A 23966-nucleotide genomic window follows, 5' to 3' on the forward strand; every position below is an offset into this window, starting at 1 on the left:
TCCAGTTCAGACCTTTTCTCTGCAACGACTTTGCGCGATCAGTAGCGCCGACCAACGCCCTTTTAATTCTGCCCGGAGAATCGTGCATGTCGCTTAACAGGTTCAAAACGTCCATCCTAGTAACTGCCGCCAGCCTTGCGCTGCTTGGTGCATGTGGCCCGGGCGACCGCGGGCAGTCCGACGAATCGACTACCGCCGAGAATGAGCCCGTTCGACTTGAAACCCCGCCAGCAGGCCAGCTGCCAGAAGGCGTTCGCCCGACGGCCTACCGCCTGAACCTTGTCACCGATCCGGCGCAGGATGGCTTCACCGGTACGGCTGAAATCGACATCCGCGTTGATGAGCCGCATGCCCGTATCTGGCTGCATTCACTGGATCAGACGATCAACAGCGCCGTCGTGCGCCTTGATGATGGCACAGAGATCGAAGGCACGTTCGAGGGCAGCCTTGCTGATGGCGGCGTGTCCAAGATCGACTTTGCCGAGCCTGTTCCGGCTGGCAATTCGACCCTCATCATCGACTATCGTGCACCTTACAATTTCGGTCTCGCAGGCCTCTACAAGGCGACGCAGAACGGGCGGCCATATCTTGCCACCCAGATGGAGCCGATCGATGCGCGCCGCATGTTCCCGGGGTTCGACGAGCCGCGCTTCAAGACGCCGTGGACGCTGACGGTTACCGCCCCGACGGGCAATCAGGTCATCACCAATGCCCCGCTGACCGGCACGACGCAGCTTGATGGCGGCATGGTTCGCCACTCCTTCGCCACGACCCGTGAAATCCAGTCCTACCTCGTCGCGCTGGCCGTTGGCCCGTACGACATGCGCGAGGGCGCGCCGCTTCCGGCCAATTCCCTGCGCGCCAAGCAGGTGCCATTCCGCGGCTTTGCCCCTGCAGGCAAGGGCGACCAGCTTCAGGTCGCGATGAACATCACCGATGAGATGGTCGACCAGCAGGAAACCTATTTCAACTATCCGTACCCGTACGCAAAACTGGACCTCATCGCGGTGCCGGACTTCGCCTATGGCGCCATGGAGAATGCAGGCGCGATCATCTACCGCGAGAGCGCGCTGCTTATCTCTGACCGCACGCCAGTGGACCGCCAGCGCGGTATCCTGACCACGCATGCGCATGAGCTTGCGCACCAGTGGTTCGGCAACCTCGTCACCCCGGAATGGTGGAACGATATCTGGCTCAATGAGGCGTTCGCCACATGGATGAGCTACAAGACCATGGACGAGATCTATCCGGATCAGGGTTTTGACCGCGCCACCCAGCGCCGCGGCATCGCCGCAATGGGCGCAGACAGCCTGAAGAATGCGCGCCAGATCCGTAACCCGATCGAACGCAATGCGGACATCAATGACGCCTTTGACGGCATCACCTATTCAAAGGGTGGCCACGTCCTTTCGATGTTCGAATCCTATCTCGGCGTTGAAGAATTCCGTGAAGGCATCCGCCTGCACATGAAGCGCTTTGAAGACGACGCCGCCGATGTCGATGACTTCATGCAATCGGTTGCTGAAGGCAGCGGCGACAATGGCGTCGTCGAGAGCTTCCGCTCTTTCATTTTCCAGCCAGGCATCCCGTACCTCAACGTTGAGACGACCTGTAACGAAGACGAGACTGGCCTCATCACCGTGACCCAGCAGCGCTATGCGCCGCTCGGCTCGGACATCAATCCGGACGGCCAGACCTGGCAGGTGCCTTTCTCGATGCGCGTCGAAGGCCCGGCAGGCGACCAGACGGTCCGCCGTATGCTGACCGGCAAAACGACCGAGTTCCCGCTTGAAGCAGGCTGCGCCGAATGGGTCATGCCGAACGCGGCAGGCGGCTATTGGCGCTTCAACCTCTCTGACGAGAACTGGAGCGCGCTGACCGAGAATTTCGACACGCTGACCGCGCAGGAGCAGCTCTCCCTGCTCGATAGCGTCTCGGCGGCTTTCCGTGCAGGCGACGCGCCCGCACCAGCCCTGCTGAATGCGCTGGCAGCCGGCGCGCAAGGCGAATGGGATGTTGCGCTCCAGTCTATCAATATTGCGCAGGGCCTCTATGGCAGCCTGCCTGAAGACGACCGCGCCGGCATGACCGACTGGGTCGAAGAGACCTACCGGCCTGTCTATGAGGCGCTGAAGGCCCGCGAAGACAGCCTTGGTCAGGATGAGACGCTGCTTCTCTCTGATCTCTATGTCGGCCTTCTCGAGATGGGCGACATGGATGAAGAGCGCAGCGAACTCGCAGACCGCGCCGCGAGCTTTATTGGCGTCGAGGGCGAAGCAGACCCGTCTGCCGTCTCGCCGGAAGAGTTCGCAGCTGCGATGAAGTATGGCGCCATCAATGGCGGCGAAGCCTTCTATGAGGCCGCGCTCGACTATGCCCGTAACACGAACGATCAGCGCGAGCGCCGAATTGTTCTGGCTGTGCTGGCGCAGAATGTCAGCGAAGCTGAACTGCGGGCTCTCTATGAGGAAGTCAGCGGTGATGACTGGCAGGGCCAGGAGGCCTGGTCGGTCATGCAGCAGTCGCTGGGTAATGATACCAACCGCGAACAGGCCTGGGCGCTTTACCAGGCGAACTTCAATGACTTCATCACCCGCACGCCTGAAATCAGGAAGGCGCAGACAGCCGGTGCTGTGGCGTCCTTCTGTGAGACTGAGGCGATTGCCGAAGCAAAAGACTTCTTCGTGACCAATGCTGACCTCATTCCGGGCTATGAGCGCTCTCTCGCGCAGGCTGAGGAAGCGGCAAACCTCTGCTCAGCCTTCCGCAGCGAGAAGGTTGGTGAGCTTTCCGCAGCGCTCAGCGGCGATAGCGAGGACTAGAAACGGCCCTGCCCTTCGCACCTGCAGCGTGCGAAGGGCACTGGCCCCGGCCTTCCGACGCAGATAGAAGCGGGCTTTGAACGAGCCAATCAGGAGCTTCGACATGTCGGACGCCGGTCAAAACGCCACCCCGCCCATTGGCGAGGTGCGACTGGAAGATATCCTTCAGAACTTCCGCGAAACTGCCGAGACCGAACACCTTTCCTTCCTGTCTGCCAAGGACATCGAAGCGCAGGCCGCCAGCCTGGCAGACCTTGCCGCGAGCTATGACGGCGAGGCAGCGCGTATCCGGGTGCGCGACGGGCGGGGCAATGATGACCGGCTGACCGGCACGAGCGTGCTGGAAACGGTGACCCGCGACACGCCATTCCTGGTCGACTCGCTGCTAGGCCTTTGCGCCGAACAGGGCCTTGAGGTTCGCGCGCTGTTCCACCCGATCCTGACGACGAGCGAGGGCGTGCGCCTGTCTCTGATCCAGATCCATGTGCCAGCACTCAGCGCCGCTGAATGCAAGACGCTGAAAGATGGCGCGGACGCGACGCTGCGCGATGTCGCCATGGCGGTCGCCGACTTTGGCGAGATGCAGGCGCGCATGCAGGGTGAGATCGAGCGGCTGACGAATGATCCATCCTGCCAGAGCGAGACCTGCAAGGAGTCGATCGCCTTCCTCAACTGGCTGGCAGATGAGCATTTCGTCTTCCTGGGCGTGCGCGACTACCGGTTTGAGACGGGCGAGGATGGCACCGTGCTGCCGGAAGAGCCGCTGATGGTTGAAGGTTCCAATCTGGGCCTTTTGCGCGATGAAGACCGTAACGTGCTGCGGCGCGGATCCGAGCCGCTGATGCTGACGCCCGCCATCGGGGCCTTCCTGTCGGAGCCTGACCCGCTGATCGCGGCGAAATCAACGCTGACGTCCCGTGTGCACCGGCGTGCCCTTTGCGACTATGTCGGGGTCAAGCATTTCGACGCCAAGGGCAATGTCGTCGGCGAGACGCGCTTCCTCGGCCTCTATACAGCTGAAGCCTATAATCAGAGCGTCCGGGATATTCCGCTGGTGCGCCAGCGTGTGGCCCGCGTGCTGGATGCGACGGGCGCCATTGAAGGCAGCCATGACTATAAGGCGCTGTCGAACATCCTTGAGACCTGGCCGCGCGATGAGTTGCTGCAGGCGGACGCGGAAACGCTGATCCCGCTCCTGCAGGGCGCGCTGCACCTTGTTGGCCGCCCGCGTACGCGTCTGTTTGTGCGCCGCGACCGGTTCAACCGCTTTGTCTCCGTGCTCGTCTTCGTGCCGCGGGATGGCTATGATTCCGGTGTGCGCGAGCGCATCAGCGCCCATGTCACCAAGGCCTTCAAGGGCAAGCTTATTTCCTTCCAGCCGCGCTTTGATGCCTCTCCGCTGGCGCGCGTCCACCTGCTGATCGAGCTGCCGGACGCATCGGTGCAGCCCGATATCGGGCAGCTTGAGACCGATGTCGCAAACCTTGCGCGCACCTGGGACGATGCTTTCCGTGAGGCGCTGGCCGGGCTCGGCGTGCCTGAAAGCGAGTTCGAGAAAGCGAACGCCTTCCGCGGCGCGTTCAATGCGGCCTATCGCGAGGCTTTCTCGCCTGCAGAAGCGCTGATTGATGTCGAGGCGATCCGAGATCTTGGGTCCTCCCGGCCAATCCGCCTGCGGGCCTTCCGCCCTGAAGGCGCGCCAGAGTCAGAGATTTCCGCGAAGATCTATTCGCGCAATGGTGCTATCGCCCTGTCGGACTGTGTGCCGATCTTTGAGAATATGGGCCTCTTCGTTGATTTCGAGACCGGCTATCCGGTCAATCCGAAGCCAAAGCCTGCCGCCGACGGGCCGGACACCTACTGGGTGCATGCGCTGAAGATGCGCACGGCCGGACGCACGGCGGTGGACCCGTCGGATATTGCGGCGCGTTTTGAAGACGCTTTCGTCGCAATCTGGGATGGGCGCGCGGAGAATGACCGCTTCAACGGCCTCGTCTTCACCGCATCTGCGACATGGCGCGAGGCGGCGCTGCTGCGCACGCTGTGTGCCTATCGCCACCAGACAGGCCTCGACCCTGCACGCGGGACGCAGATCGACGCCCTGCAGCGCCATCCCGGCCTGACCCGTGCCCTGCTGGAGCTTTTCGAGATCCGCTTTGATCCGTCGTCGGGCGAGGACCTCAAAGCCCGCGCCAAGCAGGCCGAAGAAAAACGCCTCGACATTGAAGCACGCCTCAATGAGGTCTCGTCGCTGGATGAGGACCGGGTGATCCGGCGCGTCGCGCGGCTGATCATGGCGATCCAGCGCACCAATTTCTGGCAGACGCGACCTGATGGCTCCTCGCATCCCTTCATCAGTTTCAAGATTGCGAGCCAGGAGATTTCAGACCTGCCGGCGCCGAAGCCGTTCCGTGAGATTTTCATGGCGAGCCCGCAGGTCGAGGGCGTTCACTGCCGCTTTGGCAAGGTGGCGCGCGGCGGCCTTCGCTGGTCTGACCGGCGCGACGATTACCGCACCGAAGTGCTTGGCCTTGTGAAGGCCCAGCAGGTGAAGAATGCGGTGATCGTGCCGGTTGGCTCCAAGGGCGGATTTTTCCCGAAACAGATCCCGGCCACTGCCAGCCGTGAAGAACGCAATCAGGGCGGTATCGCAGCCTATCGCACCTTTATCAGCTCGCTTCTGGACCTCACCGGCAACCTGATTGATGGCAAGGTGCAACAGCCCGCCGATACGGTCGTCTGGGACGGGGATGACCCGTATCTGGTCGTTGCGGCAGACAAGGGCACGGCGACCTTCTCTGACATCGCTAACGAGATCAGCCTCGAGCATGGCTTCTGGCTGGGAGACGCGTTCGCCTCAGGCGGCTCTGCTGGCTATGACCACAAGAAGATGGGCATTACCGCACGAGGCGCGTGGGAAGCGGTCAAGCGCCACTTCCGAGAGATGGGCAAGGACATCCAGACAGAGCCTTTCACCGTTATCGGTTGCGGCGACATGTCGGGCGACGTGTTCGGCAATGGCATGCTGTTGTCGAAGCAGATCCGGCTGACGGCCGCGTTCAACCATATGCACATCTTCATCGATCCGGACCCGCAGGACCTTGAGCGCCTGTGGGACGAGCGCAAGCGGATGTTCGACCTGCCGCGCTCTTCCTGGATGGATTACGACCAGTCGCTAATCTCAGAAGGCGGCGGCATCTTTGAGCGCAGTGCGAAGTCCATCCCGCTGAGCGCGCAGATAAAGAAGATGACCGGCCTCAAATCCGATGAAGCGACGCCGGATGACCTGCTGCATGCGCTGCTGAAGAGTGAGTGCGAGCTGCTCTGGTTTGGCGGTATCGGCACTTATGTGAAGGCCTCGCATGAGACGCAGGGCGATGCAGGCGACCGGGCGAATGACGCGATCCGCGTCAATGGCCGCGACCTGAAAGCCAAGGTCATTGGCGAAGGCGCAAACCTTGGCCTGACGCAGGCGGGGCGGATCGAGTTCGCGCTGCGCGGTGGGCGGATCAATACCGACGCCATCGACAATTCGGCCGGCGTCGACAGCTCTGACCATGAGGTCAACATCAAGATTCTCTGCTCTGAAGCGATGCGGCGCGGTTCGCTGCCACGTGGGCAGCGCAACCACCTGCTGGCAGAGATGACCGATGATGTGGCCGCGCACGTTCTGGCGCATAACTATTCGCAGACCGGTGCGCTGAGCCTTGCCGAAGCCACGGCCGCGCGTGACCACGAGGCCAATGAACGGCTGATGTGCTATCTTGAGGGCCGCAACGTCCTTGATCGCAAGGTCGAGGGTCTGCCTGCCACATCCGATATGACAGAGCGGGCGCAGAACAAGCAGTGGCTGACGCGGCCAGAGCTTGCCGTGCTGCTCGCCTGGTCGAAGATTACGCTGTTCGATGACATCGTGGCGTCAGACGTGCCGGATGACCCTTATTTTGTGCGCACGCTTGAGGGCTATTTCCCGAGCGAGCTGCACCAGTTCAGTGACGCCATGGCCGCCCACAGGCTGCGCCGTGAGATCATTGCCACGGTCCTCGCCAACCGGCTGATCGATGCAGGCGGCCCGCTAATGCTGCTGCGCCTGCGCGAACGTACCGGGGCGGGCAATGCCGAAATCTGCCGTGCCTTCGAGACGGCGGCTGTCCTGATCGGCCTGCCGGGCTTCCAGCAGGAAGTTCACCGCCTCGACAATGAGGTGCGCGCCAGCCTGCAGACTGAACTGATGCAGATCGGGGCTGAGGCGGTTGCCGATACGGCTGCGGCGCTGATCCGGCTGGAGCCCGGCGCCCCCGTCGACGAGACGGTGGAGCGGTATCATGGCGCGTTCCAGTCACTGGACGATACGCTTGAGGGCTCACTCGAAGGGTTCGAAGCGCAGCAGGCGCGCAAGCGGGCCACGGCCCTTGCCAATGCGGGCCTCGACAAGGCGTTTGCAAACCGGGCCGCGCTGATGCCGCTTCGTCCGGCGGGCGTGGAACTCTACGCGCTCGCAAATGGGCCGGACATCTCCATCGAGGCGGCGCTGACGACCTATTTCAGACTGGGTGAAGCCCTGCGGCTCGACAGGCTACGCCATGACGCGCTCAGCGGTATGGAAGGCGCCAACTACTGGGAGAGGCTGGCCACACGCCGCCTCATCGAGGATATCCGCCGGCATCAGGCACAGGCCACCGCCATGGCGCTGAACGAAGGCGGGCTGGATAGCTGGCTCCGCGAGCATGAGAGCGAGAAGCGGGCGCTGGTCAGCCAGCTCTCAACGCTGTCATCAGCGAATGCCAACTTTGCCCAGTTCACGCTGGCAGCAGACGCCGTGCGCGGCTTCATGTCAGACGCGGCCAAGCAGGATTAGGTGGGGTAAAGTGCGCCGGACGGGCCCGCCAGACGGGGACGTGTCCGGCGAGCCCTACGGGCAGCTCCGCAGGCTGGGTGGGGGGACGCACGCGGAGGCCCGATTATCTTGCACGGGCTATGGGGTTGTGCCCGTGATCTGGCACACGCGTTATATGTGAGTACCGTTGATATCTGCCAAGGCTAGTTGGCAGTCGTCTCTGCAGAATTCTGCGCGAGACTATCGGGTTTTCCGGTCAGTGTGCCTCCCGGATCACCATCGGCCGACAGGAGGACTGAAATCCACCGCGTCGTCTCTGACTGGGCGCACAGGATCATGATGAGAACGGTCAGCGGCGCAGACAGGAACATGCCCGGAATGCCCCAGATCGCGCCCCAGATAGCGAGCGACAGAAGCACGACCAGCGCCGAGATATTGAGCGACTCGCCCATGATGCGGGGCTGTACGAAATTGCCGATCATGAATTGCCAGAAACTGACGGCGGCAAAAACGATGGCCGCGAAGACATAGCCATCCTGCGCGCCGCCCGGGATCCATACCGGTACCTCCGGCTGGACGAGCGCGAACAGCATGGGCACGAATGCCGCGACAATGGAGCCGATGGTCGGGATATAGTTCAGGACGAAGATGAGACCTGACAGGAAGATCGCGTTTTCAACGCCGAGCGCGACGAGCGTGATATAGGTGAGCACCGTAATCATCGCGGAGATAACCGTCTGCGTCCACAGATAGGTTTCGATCCCGCGGCGCGCCGCATGGCCGACCTTTCGAACTTGCGCGCGCGTCTCATCCTCCTTGAAGATCCTGTCTAGTTTCGGCGACCACGCGCTTTGGGCGAGAAACAGGAAGGCGACATAGATGAGAATGATTACGAGGTCGCCGGACAGGTCGCCCATCGCGCCCGCAATCGTTGCAAAGAAGCGCTGGCCACGCTCATCGAAAAGGATTTCGGTAAGGGTCGGCGCCTGCCCCATATTCACGGTCTGATAGACATCGCCAATCAGCGTGTTGATCTTCTCCTCATACTCACCTGCCTGGTCGCTGAACTGGGAGATGCCTTGCGCGAGCAGGCCGATGAATATGCCAAAGCCGATCAGCGTGCCGAGTATGGAAACGGCCCGGCTGGCATTCTCTGACATGAAGCTGACGCGTTCACGGATGAGGCGTGTGAACCCCTCCATGACGAGGAAGAGAAACACTGCCAGGGCGAAGGGCGCCAGGATGGCGCGCGAAAGATAAAGCAGCGCAATGATGACGCCGATCGCAATGATCCAGAGGGCGACGATGCCCGATCGCATGCTCATTTCTGTCTTACTTTCCCTGTGCTTCGCCGCTTTGCGGTAATCTGGCCATGTGGAAATCACGCGCGAGATGGACGCAAGGCCTGATCGCAAAAAAGACCGAGCCGATCAGAAAAAGCCATGTCGCTGCGGTCTGTGTGGCCTCACTGAAGAACAGGGCAGAGCCAACCACGAAAGCGACAGCCGCGGCCGCATCTACGCCGTCATAGAGCTTCTGATAGTTTCCATAGACCTCACCATGCTTCTCGGTGTCGAAATTCATCCATTGGCGCGACTGTTGGCTCATTGGGCAATCCTCCTTTCGTTCGTCTCTCGTCAAAGAAAGCATTCGGCGCCCAATCGCTCCAGCGCCCTGAATATGCGCCGATACCCAACTTACATATTTTTGTTGTGCATATACAACATTCTGGGTTATAAGACATATATGAGCGATAAGATACACAACCGAATTGGGATGCTGAGAGCTGAAAAGGGCTTGTCCCGTAAGGCCCTGGCGGACGCCATTGAGGTGAATTACCAGACGATCGGCTATCTGGAGCGGGGGGATTACAACCCCAGCCTGGAGCTCGCCCTGAAGCTGGCAGACTTCTTCGAACTACCGGTGGAGATGATTTTCTCGCGCCGGCCTTTCCCCACACTTTCAGAGCAACTGGTCAAACTTCAGCAAGGAGGCTGAACTCATGATCTATTTCCGGTCTTCAAAAGATGCCCTGCCCGGGCGTGCCATGTCGCAGACTTTGACGAGAATTCTCGCCACCCTGCCCCTTATCGCCTACCCGGCAGGCTGCATCCTGATGCTGAATGCCAATGACCGGGTTGCCATAGAGGTCGCCGGCTTCGGACTCATCCTTGTTGCCCTTATCGGCTTTGCCATGATCGCCCCAAGCTGGATCCAGCGGATTACGGGTGAAGAAAAGGTCAAACTCGACGAGTTTGAGATGGACGTTCGCCGCCGCGCCTATAGCGCCGCCTATCACGGCTTCACGGCAATTGCCCTCATCTTCGTCGTCTATCTTGGAATCGTGTCAGACGCTCAGGCCAAGCTTGGATGGCTCTGGACGCCCTCCACATTTGATCACTGGAACGCGATCTTCTGGGGCGCCTTTCTCTACGCCACGCTCTTGCCGACCGTGTGGATCGCCTGGACGGTCCGCGCGCCGGATGAGGACGTGGACTAGACCCAATCGAATTTCCGAAAACTGCGCTGCCTGCACAACTTTGCGGGCAGCGCATTTGCGTCTAGCTTCCCCAAAGCAGTGGAAGGGGATTTCAGGCCATGGGCGACAGCATCTATATTGGTGGCGGCGGCGAAAATCAGAATGAGGCCCAGCGCCTTCTGCTGAAGCAGGCGAACCGCCACGGTATCGTGGCTGGCGCGACCGGTACGGGCAAGACCGTCACCCTGCAGATCATGGCTGAAGGGTTTTCCAGTGAAGGCGTGCCCGTCTTCTGCGCCGATGTGAAGGGTGACCTGTCTGGCATCGCCAAGTCTGGCAGCGAGACCTTCAAGCTGCACGAGGCCTTCTCCTCCCGCGCCTCCAAGATCGGCTTCGAGGACTATAGCTATCACGATGTGCCAGCCGTCTTCTGGGACGTCTTCGCCGAGAAGGGCCATGCCGTCCGCTCCACGATCGCGGAGATGGGCCCGACGCTATTGTCTCGCCTCATGGACCTTAGCGAGACGCAGGAAGGTGTCCTGACCGTCGCGTTTGAATATGCCGATGATGAGGGCCTGCTTCTGCTGGACCTCAAAGACCTTCAGAAGCTGCTCATCCATCTTGGGGACAAGGAAGTGCGCGAAGAGGTCTCGCTTCGCTATGGCAATGTCGCGACAGCCTCGCTGAGCGCCATCCAGCGCAACCTGCTTCGGCTGGAGCGTGAGGGCGCGGAGCTGTTCTTTGGAGAGCCCGCCCTCGACCTCTCCCATATCATGCGCAACGCAGATGACGGGCGCGGCATCGTGAACGTGCTGGACGCAACGCGCCTCATCAATTCGCCGAAGCTCTATTCAACCTTCCTGCTCTGGCTCCTGTCTGAGCTGTTCGAGCAGCTTCCCGAAGTGGGCGACCCGGACAAGCCGAAGCTCGTCTTCTTCTTTGATGAGGCCCACCTCCTCTTCAAGGATGCGCCAAAGGCGCTGGTTGAGAAGATCGAGCAGGTCGTCCGCCTCATCCGATCCAAGGGCGTCGGCATCTATTTCGTGACGCAGAACCCGCGCGACCTGCCAGACAGTGTGCTCGCCCAGCTTGGCAACCGTATCCAGCATGCCCTGCGCGCCTACACACCGACCGAGAGAAAAGGTGTGCGCGCCGCCGCAGAAAGCTTCCGACCGAACCCCGCCTTCGACACAGAAGAAGTCATCACCGCGCTCGGAACTGGCGAAGCGCTCGTCTCGACGCTGGATGCGAAATCGACCCCAGGCGTGGTCCAGCGCACGCTGATCCGCCCGCCTTCCTCGCAGCTTGGTCCCATCACGGATGAAGAACGCGCAGGCATCATGTCGGCGAGCCCTGTGGCCCGCCAGTATGACAAGCCGGCTGATCGCGAGTCCGCCTATGAGATACTGAGCGCCAAGGAAGAAGCCGCCGCGCGGCAGGCAGAGCGTCTTGCCGAGCAGGAAGAAAAGGCGAAGCGTGAGCTTGAAAAGAAGAAGACGCGCAGGCGCTCTTCGCGCCGCCAATCGGTTGGCGAAGCAGCGATGAAGACGGCGACCCGCACCATAGCGAGAGACGTTGCACGCTATGTCCTGCGCGGCATTCTAGGCGGCATGAAAAGGCGCTGAAGTAACAACCAGCCTGCCCGTCACATAAGCGTCTTCATAGCGTTACCAATCTGATACGAAATCGTCGCCATACTGACGCGGACGAATGCTAACCGCCCACTCTTGTTCAAGAGGGGTGCTTTTACATGAAATTCCGCTACAGCAAGCTTATTACGACCGCTCTGGTCAGCGCAGGCATCGCGCAGATCGCAGCAGCAGACATCGTGCGCGGTCAGGTGACCGACGCGACCGGCGAAGCGCCGCTCGAAGGCGCCATCGTGCGCATCGAGGGGCTCGACCGCTCCACCACGACGGATCGCTATGGCGACTACCGCTTCACCAACATCCCAGCCGGTGAGTACACGCTTTCGGTCAGCTATATCGGCGCGGCGCCAGTCACCGAGACGATCAATGTCGTCGACGACACACAGGTCGACATCCAGCTTGGCGGTGACGTGCGCTATCTCGACAACGTGCTCGTGGTTGGCTCTGCGGCTGCGCAGGCCGGCGCGATCAACCAGCAGCGCGCCTCGAATGCGATCATCAATGTGATCGACTCCGATGGTCTTGGTAACTTCCCTGACACGACGGTCGCTGACTCGCTGGCCCGCGTGCCTGGCCTCTCTATCGAGACCGACCAGGGCGAAGGCCGCTATGTCTCCATCCGCGGCATCAATACCGACCTCATCTCTGCCTCGATCAACGGCGTGCGGACCCCGTCACCAGAAGACCGCCGCGGCGTGCTTCTGGACGGTGTGCCATCTGACCTGCTCGACGGGATCGAAGTCCAGAAGTCGCTGACCCCTGATGTCGATGCAGACAGCCTTGGCGGTGTCATCAACCTTACCACCATTTCTGCCTTCGACCGCGATGGCCGCTTTATTCGCGCCAAGCTGGAAGGCGCGTATAATGAGATTTCGCAGGAGCTCTCGCCGAAAGCCACGCTGACCTATTCAGACGTGTTCGGTGACCAGCTCGGCGTTGCAATCTCGCTGAACTATCAGGACCTGCGTATCGAGACACATAACAATGAGGCCGATGAGTGGGCCCAGCTCGCCAATGGCGACTACTATCTCAATGACGGCTATGAGCATCGCTGGTACGGCCTCAACCGTGAGCGCATGGGCATCGTCGCCAATTTCGACTGGCGCCTCAATGAAACGACCGACCTCTACCTGCGTACCCTGTTCAACAATTACGAAGACGATGAAGTTCGCAACGTCCTCCAGTTCCGTGATCTGGACGATGTCGCTGACGAAGACGCCAATGGTGACGACGTCGTCGCTGACGGCTCGCAAATCACCCGTTTCACCGCATCGCTGCCGCTCAATGAGATGGGCGCAGAAGTCCGCGTGCGCCGTGAGGTTCGCCAGATCCAGACGGTCGCGCTTGGCGGCCAGTCCATCTGGGGCGACTGGGAAGCCGATTATGAGCTGTCCTACGCCTATGCCGAGGAAGACGACAGCGACAATCACGACGCGACCTTCCGCTATGAAGACATTCAGGACGATGTGCCGGAGAACGCGACCATCGACTTCTTCAAGCCAGAGCGCCCCGTCTGGTCCGGCGCGGCCATCCTCGACGCGATCTATGACCCGGCGAACTACAATCTCGATTCCTATGAGCGTGAGTTCACGGTCAATGAGGACACCGAGTTTGCGGGCCAGTTCAACGTCTCCCGCGACAGCCTGATCGGCGACACGCCTGTCACCTGGAAAGCGGGCCTCAAGGTTCGTGACCGCGAAAAGATCCGCGATGTGAACATCCTCATTTACGAGGACAGCTCGATCAACCTCGCCGACTATGCCCGCGACAGCTTCATCGACAATTGGCGTCTCGGCAATCAGCAGCCGACCTGGCCGGATCCGGCCCTCACCCGCTCGCTTCGCGGTGCCTTCGGCCCGGGTGACCTCGACGAGGAAGGCAGCTTCTTCGACTCCAATGGCGAAGACTATGAGATCGATGAGCAGATCTATGCTGGCTATGTCATGGGGACGTTCAACCTTGGCGCCCTGACGCTGGTGCCGGGCGTGCGTATCGAGCAGTCGAATATCGACCTTCGCGGCCGTGTCGTGCTGGAAGATGACCTCACCGCATCCGTCACGAACTTCAGCAATGACTATACCAACGTCCTGCCGAGCGTGAACGCGAAGTATGAATTCAATGACCGGCTGATCGGGCGCGCGGCCTATTATGCCGCCGTGGTCCGTCCGGCCTTCGGTGAGATGGCGCCGTTCGTGTTCATCAATGATGACCGCGACGAAGCAGAGATTGGCAATCCAAACCTCGACGCGCTCGAAGCGAACAACTTTGATCTGGGGATCGAGTTCTACCCGACCCAGCTGTCGGTTCTTTCTGCGGGCGTTTTCTACAAGGACATCTCGAACGCAATCTTCCCGGCGACCTTCGATATTGGCGACGTGCCCGGCAATGTGGACCTCTCTGCCATCCCGGCTGAGTACCTCAATGGCGACGATACGGATGCTGGCGAGATCGGTGAGGTCTCGACCTTCATCAATGTCGGCTCGAGCGAAATCTACGGCCTCGAGCTCAACTATGTGCAGGACCTTGGCGACCTCGCAGGTGCGCTTCAGGGCTTCCTCGTTTCGGCAAACCTGACGCTGACCGAGAGCGATGCGACGCTGCCGGATGGCCGCGATGTACGCTTTCTCAAGCAGTCGGACATGATCTGGAACGTCGCGCTCGGCTATGACCGCGGCCCTTGGGACCTTCGCGTCTCGGCGAACTATCGCGGTGATTATCTGGACGAGCTGGTCGATGCCAATCTGGACCGCACGACCGATGACCGTCTTCTGGTCGAGGCTTCCGCCAAGTATGACGTGAACGACAACCTCCAGATCTATCTGGAAGGCAAGAACCTCACCGATGAGCCGGAATACTATTATTTCGGCGACGAGCGCCGCCTCTCGCAATATGACGAGTTCGGCACGACAGTCGTCTTCGGCGCCCGCCTGACCTACTAGTCACTGGCACACTGGCCAGAAGGCGGGCCGGAGCGCAAAACGCGCCTCCGGCCCGCCGCTATTTCAACCGGTACCCTTCAGGAGAATTTCCCACATGACTTTCCGTATCCTTCTGCTCGCCGGCGCAGCTGCTGCGACGCTTGCTGCCTGCGCAACCGATGATGTCTGGGTCGACGACGGCATCGTGGCCCAGCCCATTGCCGCCGCCTTTGAAACCGACCCGATGACCGGCATGGGCGACCGCGCCGACGACCCGGCGCTGTGGGTTCATCCATCTGACGTTTCGAAAAGCCTGATCCTCGGCACGAACAAGGATGAGGGCCTGCACGTCTATGACCTTTCGGGCGCTGAGCTTCAGTTCCTCGATGTCGGTCAGGTCAACAATGTCGATGTTCGCGGCAATGTGGCCGCCGCATCGAATGATGAGTTCAACACCATCACCATGTTCAGCATCAATGCCGACACCGGCGAGGTTTCTCACACCGGCGATGTGCAGACTGGCAAGGCAGAGCCTTACGGCATCTGTATGGGCGAGGTGGACGACACGGTGCTGATCATCCCGACCTACAAGGATGGCTCCATCCAGATCTGGGAGAGCACGGATGCTGGCGTCACGCTCCAGCGGAGCTTACAGGTTGGCCAGTTCGGCCAGCTGCAGCTTGAAGGCTGCGTGGTCGATGATGCTGCAGGTATCGCCTTCATCGGTGAGGAAGAGCACGGCATCTGGAAGCTGGACCTGCGCCAGCCAGAAAGCACACCTGAGATCGTCGATACGATCGAGGCCGGCAATGGCCTCGTCGCTGACGTCGAAGGGCTCTCGCTGTGGGTTGGAGAGGGCACGGAAGGCTATCTCGTCGCTTCGGCGCAGGCCGCTGATCGGTTCGTCGTCTATGACCGCGCGGCTCCGCATGCGGTACGCGGCATCTTCACGGTCACCGCCAGCGAGGATGGCAGCGTCGATGCGGTCAGCCACACCGACGGCCTGCATGTCTCCTCGACCGCCCTGCCCGGCTATCCGCGCGGGATCGTCATCGTTCAGGACGATGCGAATCCGACGCCAGAGGTCGACCAGAACTTCAAGATCGCAGACTGGGCTGACGTCGAAGCCGCTCTCGGCCTGACCGACTGATTGCGCGGCCTGCGCATGCTGAACTTGAAAGGGCTGGCCGTAAGGCCGGCCCTTTTTCTTGCGCCGCCTCCGGCCCGCGACTAGCGTTAAGGATATGCCAGCAGGAGGATATGCGACGTCGTGCTCAATGCTTCTTTCAAGACATTTCTCGCCGCTGCGGCGCTATGCGCCCTGCCCGCCCACGCCATGCCTGAAGAGAGCGAGACCGGCATGAGCGAGACCACAGATGCCACGCTGTCCCTGTCCGACCGGTTTGCACGTCTTGCGCTGGACTGCGTGCACCGCGAATACCCGAACAAGATCAGTCACGTCATGCAGTCGGACGAAGATGCCCGCACGCCGCGCGAACTGACGCCCGCCTTCTATGGCTGCTTTGACTGGCACTCGTCGGTGCATGGCCACTGGCTTCTGGTGCGCACGCTGAACACCGCCCCGGACAGCACGCTCAAAGACGAAATCCGCACCAAGCTGGCGCAGAGCTTTACGCCAGAAAACATCGAAGGTGAGCTTGCCTATTATCAGGGTGCGGACCGGGCCTCATTCGAGCGGCCCTACGGCATTGCGTGGTTCCTGCAGCTGATCGCAGAGCTGGAAGAGAGCGACGACCCGCAGCTTGCTGAATGGCGCGAGACGCTGCGCCCGCTCGAAGCCGAGATCGTCGCCAATATGATGGACTGGCTTCCGAAGCTCTCCTACCCGATCCGGCTTGGCACGCATAACCAGACCGCTTTCGCCTTTGGCCTGATGCTGGATTACGCCCGCACCGTTGGCGACGACGCGCTGGAAGAGGCACTGACCGACAAGATCAGCAGCTTCCATCTGGAAGATGTCAACTGCCCCATCGGCTATGAGCCGTCAGGTGAGGATTTCCTGTCGCCGTGCCTCATGGAAGCTGACCTGATGCGCCGCATTCTGGAGCCGCAGGAATTTGCCGCCTGGCTTTCAGGCTTCCTGCCAGACCTGCCCGAGGACGGCAGCGCAGACTGGCTCGCGCCTGGCATCGTGCTGGACCCGTCCGATGGCAAGCTGGTGCATCTGGACGGGGTAAACCTGTCGCGGGCATGGGCGCTTGAGGGCATGGCGGCTGGCCTGCCAGCAGATGACCCGAGACGTGCTGGTCTGCTGGCCGCCGCCGAGGTTCACAAGGAAGCCGGCATCGTCGCCGTTTCAGATGAGCACTATTCAGGCAGCCACTGGCTGGCGAGCTTTGCGACCTATCTGGAAACGCGCCGGGGCCTGACCGGGGCTGGCAGCGCCGACTGACACTAAACTCGAATTCACAAGGGTGACGGGGCGATAGCGCTTTTAATTACGCGCCGCGGCGCTTAGATACGTGGCAACAGACAAGAACCAAGTGAGAGGAACGGGACCATGCAGGACTATCTCAAATTCTATATCAATGGCGAATGGGTCGACCCGGAAACGCCGCGCACCCTCGAGGTTGAGAACCCGGCCACAGAAGAGCCGTTTGCCCGCATCTCGCTCGGCTCAGAAGCCGATGTGGACAAGGCCGTCGCTGCCGCGAAAGCCGCATTCGAATCCTTCTCGCAGACCTCTGTCGAATTCCGCGCAGAACTTCTGGAAAAGATCGCCGCGGGCATCCAGGAACGCGCCAGCGACATGGCAAAGGCGATCTCTGACGAGATGGGCGCGCCAATGTGGCTCGCGAGTGCCGCCCAGGTGCCAGCCGGCATGGGTCACTACATGACCGCCGCGAAAATCCTGCGCGAATATCAGTGGGAAGAAGAGCGCGGCGCGACCCTGATCCGCAAGGAGCCAATCGGCGTCTGCGGTTTCATCACCCCATGGAACTGGCCGCAAAACCAGATCGCCTGTAAGGTTGCGCCTGCAATCGCAACGGGTTGCACCATGGTGCTTAAGCCTTCTGAAATCGCACCGCTCGACGCGATGATTGTTGCAGAAATCTTCCATGACGCAGGCGTGCCACCGGGCGTCTTCAACCTCGTCAATGGCGATGGCCCAGGCGTTGGTGCCTACATGTCCCAGCACCCTGGCATCGACATGATGAGCTTCACCGGTTCGACCCGCGCAGGCGTTCTCGTCAGTCAGGCCGCTGCCCCGACCGTCAAGCGCGTCGCGCTGGAACTCGGCGGCAAGTCCCCGAACATCGTCCTGCCGGATGCGGACCTGAAAAAGGCTGTCGCTGGCGGCGTCATGCAGATGATGACCAATACCGGCCAGTCCTGTAATGCGCCGTCGCGCATGCTCGTCCAGAAGGACCAGCAGGAAGAGGCGATCGCGATTGCCAAGGCCACCGCGGAGCAGGTCAAGGTTGGCGCAGGTGACGAAGCTCCTCGCGGTGCGATGGGCCCGATCGCCAATGGCAACCAGTGGAACAAGGTGCAGGACCTGATCCAGAAGGGCATCGACGAAGGCGCAACCCTCGTCACCGGTGGTACCGGCCGTCCGGAAGGCTTCAACAAGGGCTACTTCACCAAGCCGACTGTCTTTGCGAACGTCACCAATGACATGACGATTGCCCGCGAAGAAATCTTCGGCCCGGTTCTCTGCATCCTGCCTTACGAGACCGAGGAAGACGCGATCCGCATTGCAAACGACACCGTCTACGGCCTGTCGTCCTATGTGCAGTCGTCGGACCTCAACCATGCCCGCAAGGTCGGCAACCAGATCCGTGCAGGTAACGTCCACATCAATGGCGCAGGTCCTGACTTCGCGACCGGCGCATTCGGCGGCTACAAGCAGTCGGGTATCGGCCGTGAGTGGGGCGATTATGGCTTTGAGGAATTCCTCGAAGTGAAAACGGTCTTTGGCAACGCGCCAGCCTAAAATCGGCCTTTCTTGGCTAGAAATCATGAAAGCCCGCGGCGTCAAACCCGCGGGCTTTTTGTCGCGCGGCGCTGTCCCAAACGGAACGCTGACAGGCTTCGTCTGTTGGCTTCTGGTATCGAACAGACAGGAGCGCACATGACGCAGATCAAGCCCGGCCAGGACGCAGGCCCCCTTTCCCTCAACCTCATCAACGGCACGAACTGGACGCTGAGCGAGCAGGACGACAAGGCCCATCCGTGGCGGATGATCGTCGTCTATCGCGGCCTGCATTGCCCGCTCTGCAAGAAGCAGCTGACAGAGCTGACGGGCAAGCTGAAGGATATCGCCGGCAAGGGCATCAGCGTTGTCGCTGCGACGATGGAAGAAAAGTCGCGCGCAGACAAAGCGCACAAGGAATGGAAGCTGGACCAGCTGCCCATCGCCTATGAGATTGGCGAGGACTTCATCGAGAAGTTCGGCCTGTTCACCTCCAGCGCCATCAATGAGGATGAGCCTGACGTCTTCGCCGAACCCGCCATGCTGGTCTTCAAGGGCACCGACTATCATATGGGCTGGGTGCAATCGGTCCCGTTTGCCCGCCCCGCGCTCGATGATGTCATCGACACGATCGAGTTCGTCGAGAGGAAGGACTACCCGCCCCGCGGCACCCGCTAGGATCATGAAGGGCCTGCAGCAATCACAGCAGTTTGATCGCGCGGTTGTATGGCATTCAGCTTCACCCGATATAGTTCTGATAGGAACAGTTCAGGGTTCAAAGCCATGACCAAGACATATCTCATCCCGGCCCTCGCATCGCTCGCGCTGCTTGGTGCCTGCGCCACAGCAACGCCTTATCAGGCGGCGACACCATCGGACCGCGGTTACACCGAACAGCAGATCGAACAGAACCGCTGGGTGGTGAATTTCTCGGGCAACAGCCTGACCGACCGCCAGACGGTGGAGACCTATCTTCTCTACCGCGCGGCAGAGCTGACGGTGCAGACGGGCTATGACAATTTCCGCATGGTCCGCCGCACAACGGATGCTGACCGCAGCTTCGTGCCTGTCGGTGGCTCCTACAGCCATTTCAGCCCGTATTATCGCTTTTACGGGCCGCGTGGCCGCGCCGTTGCCTACTACCCCTATCACTGGCGCGGCGCAGGCGCGCACGATCCGTTTTTCTCGCGCGCACCTGACTACCGTGAAGTGACCAGGTTTGAGGCGTCCGCAGAAATCATGATGGGCCGCGGACCATCGCCGGATGACCCGGCTTATTTTGATGCTCAGGATGTGCTGGCGAACCTGTCAGGTACGATCATGCGGCCGCAACCGCGTTAGGCGGCTGATCTGATATTTCGCCACAAAAAAAGCCCGCCTTAGTCAGGCGGGCTTTTCTGTGAGCGAGAGGCAGGCGCCTAGCGCGGTGCCATCCGGATGGCGCCGTCGAGGCGGACATCTTCGCCGTTGAAGTAGGCGTTGGTGATCATCTGCTCTGCGAGCGATGCGTACTCTTCCGGGTTGCCGAGGCGGGCCGGGTTCGGCACCTGCGCACCGAGCGCCTGCTTGACGTTCTCCGGGGCGCCCTGCAGCAGCGGGGTGTTGAAGATGCCCGGCAGGATCGTGTTGACGCGGATCAGTTCGCGCGACAGGTCGCGTGCGATTGGAAGCGTCATGCCGACAACGCCGCCTTTGGAAGCGGAATAAGCTGCCTGACCGATCTGGCCGTCCTCAGCTGCAACCGAAGCAGTGTTGACGATCGCGCCGCGCTCACCGTCGATCGGGTCCAGCGTCATCATGCCAGCGGCAGACTTCGCGATGCAGCGGAAGGTGCCGACGAGGTTGATCTGGATAATGAGGTCGAACTTGTCGAGCGGGAAGTGGCTGATCTCGCCGCTATTCTTGTCACGGCTTGCGGTCTTGATCGCGTTGCCCGTGCCGGCGCAGTTCACGAGGATACGCTCCTGGCCGATGGCTTCGCGCGACTTCTTGAAGCCTGCGTCGACAGACGCTTCATCGGTGACGTTCACCTTGCAGAAAACGCCGCCGAGTTCCTTGGCGAGGGCTTCGCCCTTTTCCTCGTTGAGGTCGAACAGAGCGACCTTCACGCCGTGCGAGGCGAGTTGTCTTGCAGTGGCCGCGCCGAGGCCCGATGCGCCGCCTGTGATAACCGCGCTGATGTCTGAGCTGAGTTTCATGTCTGATAGGTCTCCCTTGAACGTTCGGCTGATGCGAGCGATCTATAGAGGCAAGAAAGGCTGTGCCAATGCGTCACCCAACGGAAATTGTGATCGAGAACGGAGAGGACGGGCCACGCGCCCTGCCGCTATCGCTTGAACGCGACCGCAGGCGCACCCGGAAAGGCTTCATGCCGAAGCTTTTGCGGGTCGCTGGACGCGTCCCCTTTGCCGATGATCTGGCGGCTGCGTATTACGCGGCAGTCGATCCTTTGACACCGCGCAAGGCCAAGGCGGTCTTGTTCGCTGCACTTGGTTATTTCGTGCTGCCAACCGACTGGGTGCCGGACTTTGTCGTAGGCTTCGGCTTTGCAGACGATGCGACGGTGCTGGCAACGGCGCTGTCGATTGTCGGGGCGCAGGTGCGCGAACGTCACCGCCGGGCTGCCCGCAGGCTGCTCGACCTTCCGGAACCTGAAAATGACGAGGCCTAGGCGCGGCGCAGCCGTCTAGCTGGTGCCCGGGTCAAAGGTCTGTGCAGCCTTGTTGATCTCAACGGCGCCCTGCGAGCCTGCAACCTCATAGATCGAGAGGCGGCGCTCAGTCGTGCCGGAGCGGTCAAACCGGAAGACACCATTCACGCCAAGATATCCATCCCGCGATGAAATCTCTTCGCGCGTGACTTCGCCGTCTGCGCCGAGCTGGCTGACGAGGGCGGCCGCGTCATAGGCGGTGGAGGCGAGCGAGCTTGGGCCCGTTCCATAGATGCGCTGGAACTTCGTATTGAAGGCCTGAACGTCATCACGCGATGGCGCAACGAACCACCCGCCCCGCAGCGACGGCTCACGCCAGATCGACTGATCGTCCCAACCGGACAGTCCCATCATCTGCACATTACGGCTCATGCCATAATAGCTGAGGAGCGGGCCGACGCGGCGAAGCTGGGTGCCCCGCTCCGGGATGAGGATGGCGACCTTGCCGCCGCTCTCCTGCGCGTTGTTCACTGCATTCGCGATATAGCGCGCCTCGGAGTCCGGGGACTGCGTGCTTTCAGGATAGAAGCCACTCGCGGCAACGCGGCCGCCAATACGGCTCGCTTCGCGCTGGAGGGCGGTTTCGATACGCTGGCCGAGGTCGCTCTGTGGCCCGAAATAGGCAAACTGCCGATAGCCCTGCGACACGGCATAGCTGACCAGTGCGGCCACTTCCTGCTCAGGCGTGATGGAGGCAAGCCAGGTGTTTCCGCCCGCGACGCTGCTGTCATTCGAGAAACCGATGATTTGTGTTTCGGAGCCCAGACCCTCACGGTTGAGCGCCTCGATATTGGTGCCAAAGAGAGGACCGAGGATGACATCTGCACCTTCATCCAGCACTTCCTGCGCCATGGCGATGGCCTGGCTTTGCGAGCCGGCCGTGTCTTTCGGAAGGACCAGCATATTCTCGCCTGCATGGTCGAAGATCGCCATTTCTATACCGGCCAGCATGCCTTCGGCTTCGGCGCGCACGCCGGAATTGGGATGCGAGAATGGGAGAAGCACACCGATGCGGAACAGGTCGCGGTCGCCCATGAAGTCCGGCGTGAAGTAGCCCTTCTCGGCTTCAGGCACATTGTCGGCTGGTGTGATGCCTTCATCGTCGTGGAGGCCGTCGAGACCTTCTTCCTCGACGCCCTGGTCAGCGCGATCTGTGCGGTCATTTCCGCGGTCGCCGCGGCTTTGCCCGGTCTCGATCGGGGCAGGCGGACGCGTCGGACCGGTCGCGCAGGCTGTCACCAGCAGAAAACTTGCCAGCACAAGGCTTGGCGCAAGACGCGCAAAGCGCGATGGTAGACCAGATGTCATCAAGTTTTCCTTCTTCTCGATCGAGCGACCAGAGGTCTGGCGAGACTAGTGCCGGGCCGAGGCCCGCGCAACATGAAGTCACGCGTCTTGATCCCGGGCTCTACATTGTGTCGACGCCAATCGGCAACCTCAGAGATATTACACTTCGCGCTTTGGACACGCTCGCCGCTGTGGATGAAATCCTCGCAGAGGATACGCGCGTTGCCCGCAAGCTGCTTGATGCCCATGGCATTCACGCGAAACTGAGCCCCTATCATGACCATAATGGGGCCGAGCGCCGCCCCGGCCTGATCGAGCGCCTCGCAGACGGCGCTCGCCTGGCGCTTGTCTCGGATGCTGGCACGCCGCTTGTGTCTGATCCGGGCTGGAAGCTGGTGCATGAAGCACGGGAAGCCGGTGTGCGGATCGTTCCCGTACCGGGTGCCTCTGCCATGCTCGCTGGTCTTGTCGCTTCCGGCCTCGCCAGCGACCGCTTTATGTTCTGCGGCTTCCTTCCGCCAAAGACGGGCCCGCGCAAGCGCGCCGCAGAAGAGCTGAAAGCGGTGCCGTCGACCCTCATCTTCTATGAAGGTGGTTCACGGCTGGCCGCGTCGCTGGCTGACCTTGCAGAAACGCTTGGACCGCGGCGCGACTGCGTTGTCGCTCGTGAGCTGACCAAGCTGTTCGAGGAAGTGCGCAGCGGCACGCTGGAAGAGCTGGCGGCTCACTATGAAACCAATGGCGCACCGAAGGGTGAGATCGTTGTTCTGATCGGCCCGCCAGAGGTGCAGGCGGCTGAGGCAGGCGATATCGATGCCGCGCTTCTGGACGCCATGCAGCGCCTGCCTATGAAGGCGGCCGCGAATGAGGTGGCCGATGTCTTCGGGCTTTCGAAGCGCGACCTCTACCAGCGCGCACTGCAGCTCAAGAATGGCTAGGAAGGGACGGCGCCAGGCAGCAGAAACGCGCGGGCGCCGCGCCGAAACGCTTGCGGCCCTGTGGCTTCGCCTGAAGGGCTATCGCATTCTTGCGAAGCGCGTGCGCCTGCCTGTTGGTGAAATCGACCTTATTGCCCGCAAGGGCGGCGTCCTCGCCATCGTCGAGGTGAAGGCACGCGCTGACTTCACAACCGCCGCGAATGCGGTCACTGCTTCTTCCTGGAAACGCATCAATCGCGCAGCTGACAGCTGGACGGCGCGCCGGCCTGACCTTCGCGCGCTCAGCTGGCGCTTTGACCTGATGGTGATCCAGCCGCGCCGCAGGCCCGTGCACCTGGCTGACCAGTGGCGCCCAGATTTCGCCCCAAGCGGACGCTAGGGCGGTTACA

General features: G+C 61.2%; 18 protein-coding genes. 14 read left to right on the top strand and 4 right to left on the bottom strand.

Going from position 1 to position 23966, the window contains the following annotated elements; all coding sequences use genetic code 11:
• Window positions 1-86: 86 nt before the first annotated feature.
• Together KUV46_03545 and KUV46_03550 are read left to right on the top strand one after the other, a co-directional pair.
• Window positions 87-2822, top strand: a complete 2736-nt coding sequence (locus KUV46_03545) for a M1 family metallopeptidase (protein QYJ01479.1) — start codon at window positions 87-89, stop codon at window positions 2820-2822.
• A gap of 103 nt (window positions 2823-2925) precedes the next feature.
• Complete coding sequence (locus tag KUV46_03550) at window positions 2926-7680, top strand: NAD-glutamate dehydrogenase (protein QYJ01480.1); 4755 nt, start codon at window positions 2926-2928, stop codon at window positions 7678-7680.
• A gap of 182 nt (window positions 7681-7862) precedes the next feature.
• Here the strand turns inward: KUV46_03550 and KUV46_03555 are convergent, their stop codons facing one another.
• Window positions 7863-8984 carry an AI-2E family transporter gene (locus tag KUV46_03555; GenBank protein QYJ01481.1) on the bottom strand — a complete coding sequence of 374 codons (1122 nt, stop codon included), beginning with the start codon at window positions 8982-8984 and terminating at the stop codon, window positions 7863-7865.
• A 7-nt stretch (window positions 8985-8991) separates the two neighbouring features.
• Complete coding sequence (locus KUV46_03560; protein QYJ02339.1) at window positions 8992-9243, bottom strand: YrhK family protein; 252 nt, start codon at window positions 9241-9243, stop codon at window positions 8992-8994.
• Between the two features lie 162 nt (window positions 9244-9405).
• Here KUV46_03560 and KUV46_03565 point away from each other — a divergent pair, with 162 nt between their 5' ends.
• The 9 genes from KUV46_03565 to KUV46_03605 all read left to right on the top strand — a co-directional run bounded on the left by KUV46_03565 (window position 9406) and on the right by KUV46_03605 (window position 19983).
• Window positions 9406-9657, top strand: coding sequence for a helix-turn-helix transcriptional regulator (locus KUV46_03565; protein QYJ01482.1), 252 nt, complete (start codon window positions 9406-9408; stop codon window positions 9655-9657).
• Between the two features lie 4 nt (window positions 9658-9661).
• Complete coding sequence (locus tag KUV46_03570) at window positions 9662-10159, top strand: hypothetical protein (protein QYJ01483.1); 498 nt, start codon at window positions 9662-9664, stop codon at window positions 10157-10159.
• Between the two features lie 98 nt (window positions 10160-10257).
• Window positions 10258-11763: a DUF853 domain-containing protein gene (locus tag KUV46_03575; GenBank protein QYJ01484.1), complete on the top strand. Its 1506-nt coding sequence runs from the start codon at window positions 10258-10260 to the stop codon at window positions 11761-11763.
• Between the two features lie 125 nt (window positions 11764-11888).
• Entirely contained in the window at window positions 11889-14726 is a 2838-nt protein-coding gene (locus KUV46_03580) for a TonB-dependent receptor (protein ID QYJ01485.1), read from the top strand.
• Window positions 14727-14820: 94 nt separating this feature from the next.
• On the top strand, window positions 14821-15855 hold the full coding sequence (locus KUV46_03585; protein ID QYJ01486.1) for a phytase: 1035 nt from the start codon (window positions 14821-14823) through the stop codon (window positions 15853-15855).
• Window positions 15856-15975: 120 nt separating this feature from the next.
• Complete coding sequence (locus tag KUV46_03590; protein ID QYJ01487.1) at window positions 15976-17118, top strand: DUF2891 domain-containing protein; 1143 nt, start codon at window positions 15976-15978, stop codon at window positions 17116-17118.
• Between the two features lie 108 nt (window positions 17119-17226).
• Window positions 17227-18663, top strand: coding sequence for an aldehyde dehydrogenase family protein (locus KUV46_03595; GenBank protein ID QYJ01488.1), 1437 nt, complete (start codon window positions 17227-17229; stop codon window positions 18661-18663).
• A gap of 138 nt (window positions 18664-18801) precedes the next feature.
• Entirely contained in the window at window positions 18802-19320 is a 519-nt protein-coding gene (locus KUV46_03600; GenBank protein ID QYJ01489.1) for a redoxin domain-containing protein, read from the top strand.
• A 105-nt stretch (window positions 19321-19425) separates the two neighbouring features.
• Window positions 19426-19983, top strand: a complete 558-nt coding sequence (locus KUV46_03605; protein QYJ01490.1) for a hypothetical protein — start codon at window positions 19426-19428, stop codon at window positions 19981-19983.
• A 77-nt stretch (window positions 19984-20060) separates the two neighbouring features.
• Here the strand turns inward: KUV46_03605 and KUV46_03610 are convergent, their stop codons facing one another.
• The gene (locus tag KUV46_03610; GenBank protein QYJ01491.1) at window positions 20061-20840 is read right to left on the bottom strand and encodes an SDR family NAD(P)-dependent oxidoreductase; all 780 of its coding nucleotides are present in this window, start codon (window positions 20838-20840) and stop codon (window positions 20061-20063) included.
• A 68-nt stretch (window positions 20841-20908) separates the two neighbouring features.
• Here KUV46_03610 and KUV46_03615 point away from each other — a divergent pair, with 68 nt between their 5' ends.
• Window positions 20909-21313, top strand: a complete 405-nt coding sequence (locus KUV46_03615; protein ID QYJ01492.1) for a DUF1232 domain-containing protein — start codon at window positions 20909-20911, stop codon at window positions 21311-21313.
• A 15-nt stretch (window positions 21314-21328) separates the two neighbouring features.
• On the opposite strand, the gene KUV46_03620 is transcribed toward KUV46_03615, so the two are convergent.
• Window positions 21329-22660: a penicillin-binding protein activator gene (locus KUV46_03620; protein ID QYJ01493.1), complete on the bottom strand. Its 1332-nt coding sequence runs from the start codon at window positions 22658-22660 to the stop codon at window positions 21329-21331.
• On the opposite strand from KUV46_03620, the gene rsmI reads away from it, so the two are divergent.
• The gene (rsmI, locus tag KUV46_03625) at window positions 22654-23577 is read left to right on the top strand and encodes a 16S rRNA (cytidine(1402)-2'-O)-methyltransferase (GenBank protein QYJ01494.1); all 924 of its coding nucleotides are present in this window, start codon (window positions 22654-22656) and stop codon (window positions 23575-23577) included. The two genes, KUV46_03620 and rsmI, sit on opposite strands and share 7 nt — an antisense overlap.
• Window positions 23570-23956 (top strand): YraN family protein, encoded by a 387-nt coding sequence (locus KUV46_03630; GenBank protein QYJ01495.1) that lies wholly within the window; start codon window positions 23570-23572, stop codon window positions 23954-23956. The genes rsmI and KUV46_03630 overlap by 8 nt, the downstream gene beginning before the upstream one ends.
• Window positions 23957-23966 lie beyond the last annotated feature (10 nt).

Origin of the sequence: Thalassovita mediterranea, from assembly GCA_019448215.1 — a bacterium.
GTDB lineage: Bacteria > Pseudomonadota > Alphaproteobacteria > Caulobacterales > Hyphomonadaceae > Henriciella.

Coding starts and splice junctions, on each gene's coding strand:
- KUV46_03575 (QYJ01484.1), top strand. CDS start 10,258: ATGGGCGACAGCATCTATATTGGTGGCGGCGGCGAAAATCAGAATGAG.
- KUV46_03570 (QYJ01483.1), top strand. CDS start 9,662: ATGATCTATTTCCGGTCTTCAAAAGATGCCCTGCCCGGGCGTGCCATG.
- KUV46_03565 (QYJ01482.1), top strand. CDS start 9,406: ATGAGCGATAAGATACACAACCGAATTGGGATGCTGAGAGCTGAAAAG.
- KUV46_03585 (QYJ01486.1), top strand. CDS start 14,821: ATGACTTTCCGTATCCTTCTGCTCGCCGGCGCAGCTGCTGCGACGCTT.
- KUV46_03555 (QYJ01481.1), bottom strand. CDS start 8,984: ATGAGCATGCGATCGGGCATCGTCGCCCTCTGGATCATTGCGATCGGC.
- KUV46_03600 (QYJ01489.1), top strand. CDS start 18,802: ATGACGCAGATCAAGCCCGGCCAGGACGCAGGCCCCCTTTCCCTCAAC.
- KUV46_03605 (QYJ01490.1), top strand. CDS start 19,426: ATGACCAAGACATATCTCATCCCGGCCCTCGCATCGCTCGCGCTGCTT.
- KUV46_03545 (QYJ01479.1), top strand. CDS start 87: ATGTCGCTTAACAGGTTCAAAACGTCCATCCTAGTAACTGCCGCCAGC.
- KUV46_03550 (QYJ01480.1), top strand. CDS start 2,926: ATGTCGGACGCCGGTCAAAACGCCACCCCGCCCATTGGCGAGGTGCGA.
- rsmI (QYJ01494.1), top strand. CDS start 22,654: ATGTCATCAAGTTTTCCTTCTTCTCGATCGAGCGACCAGAGGTCTGGC.
- KUV46_03610 (QYJ01491.1), bottom strand. CDS start 20,840: ATGAAACTCAGCTCAGACATCAGCGCGGTTATCACAGGCGGCGCATCG.
- KUV46_03630 (QYJ01495.1), top strand. CDS start 23,570: ATGGCTAGGAAGGGACGGCGCCAGGCAGCAGAAACGCGCGGGCGCCGC.
- KUV46_03595 (QYJ01488.1), top strand. CDS start 17,227: ATGCAGGACTATCTCAAATTCTATATCAATGGCGAATGGGTCGACCCG.
- KUV46_03615 (QYJ01492.1), top strand. CDS start 20,909: ATGCGTCACCCAACGGAAATTGTGATCGAGAACGGAGAGGACGGGCCA.
- KUV46_03580 (QYJ01485.1), top strand. CDS start 11,889: ATGAAATTCCGCTACAGCAAGCTTATTACGACCGCTCTGGTCAGCGCA.
- KUV46_03620 (QYJ01493.1), bottom strand. CDS start 22,660: ATGACATCTGGTCTACCATCGCGCTTTGCGCGTCTTGCGCCAAGCCTT.
- KUV46_03560 (QYJ02339.1), bottom strand. CDS start 9,243: ATGAATTTCGACACCGAGAAGCATGGTGAGGTCTATGGAAACTATCAG.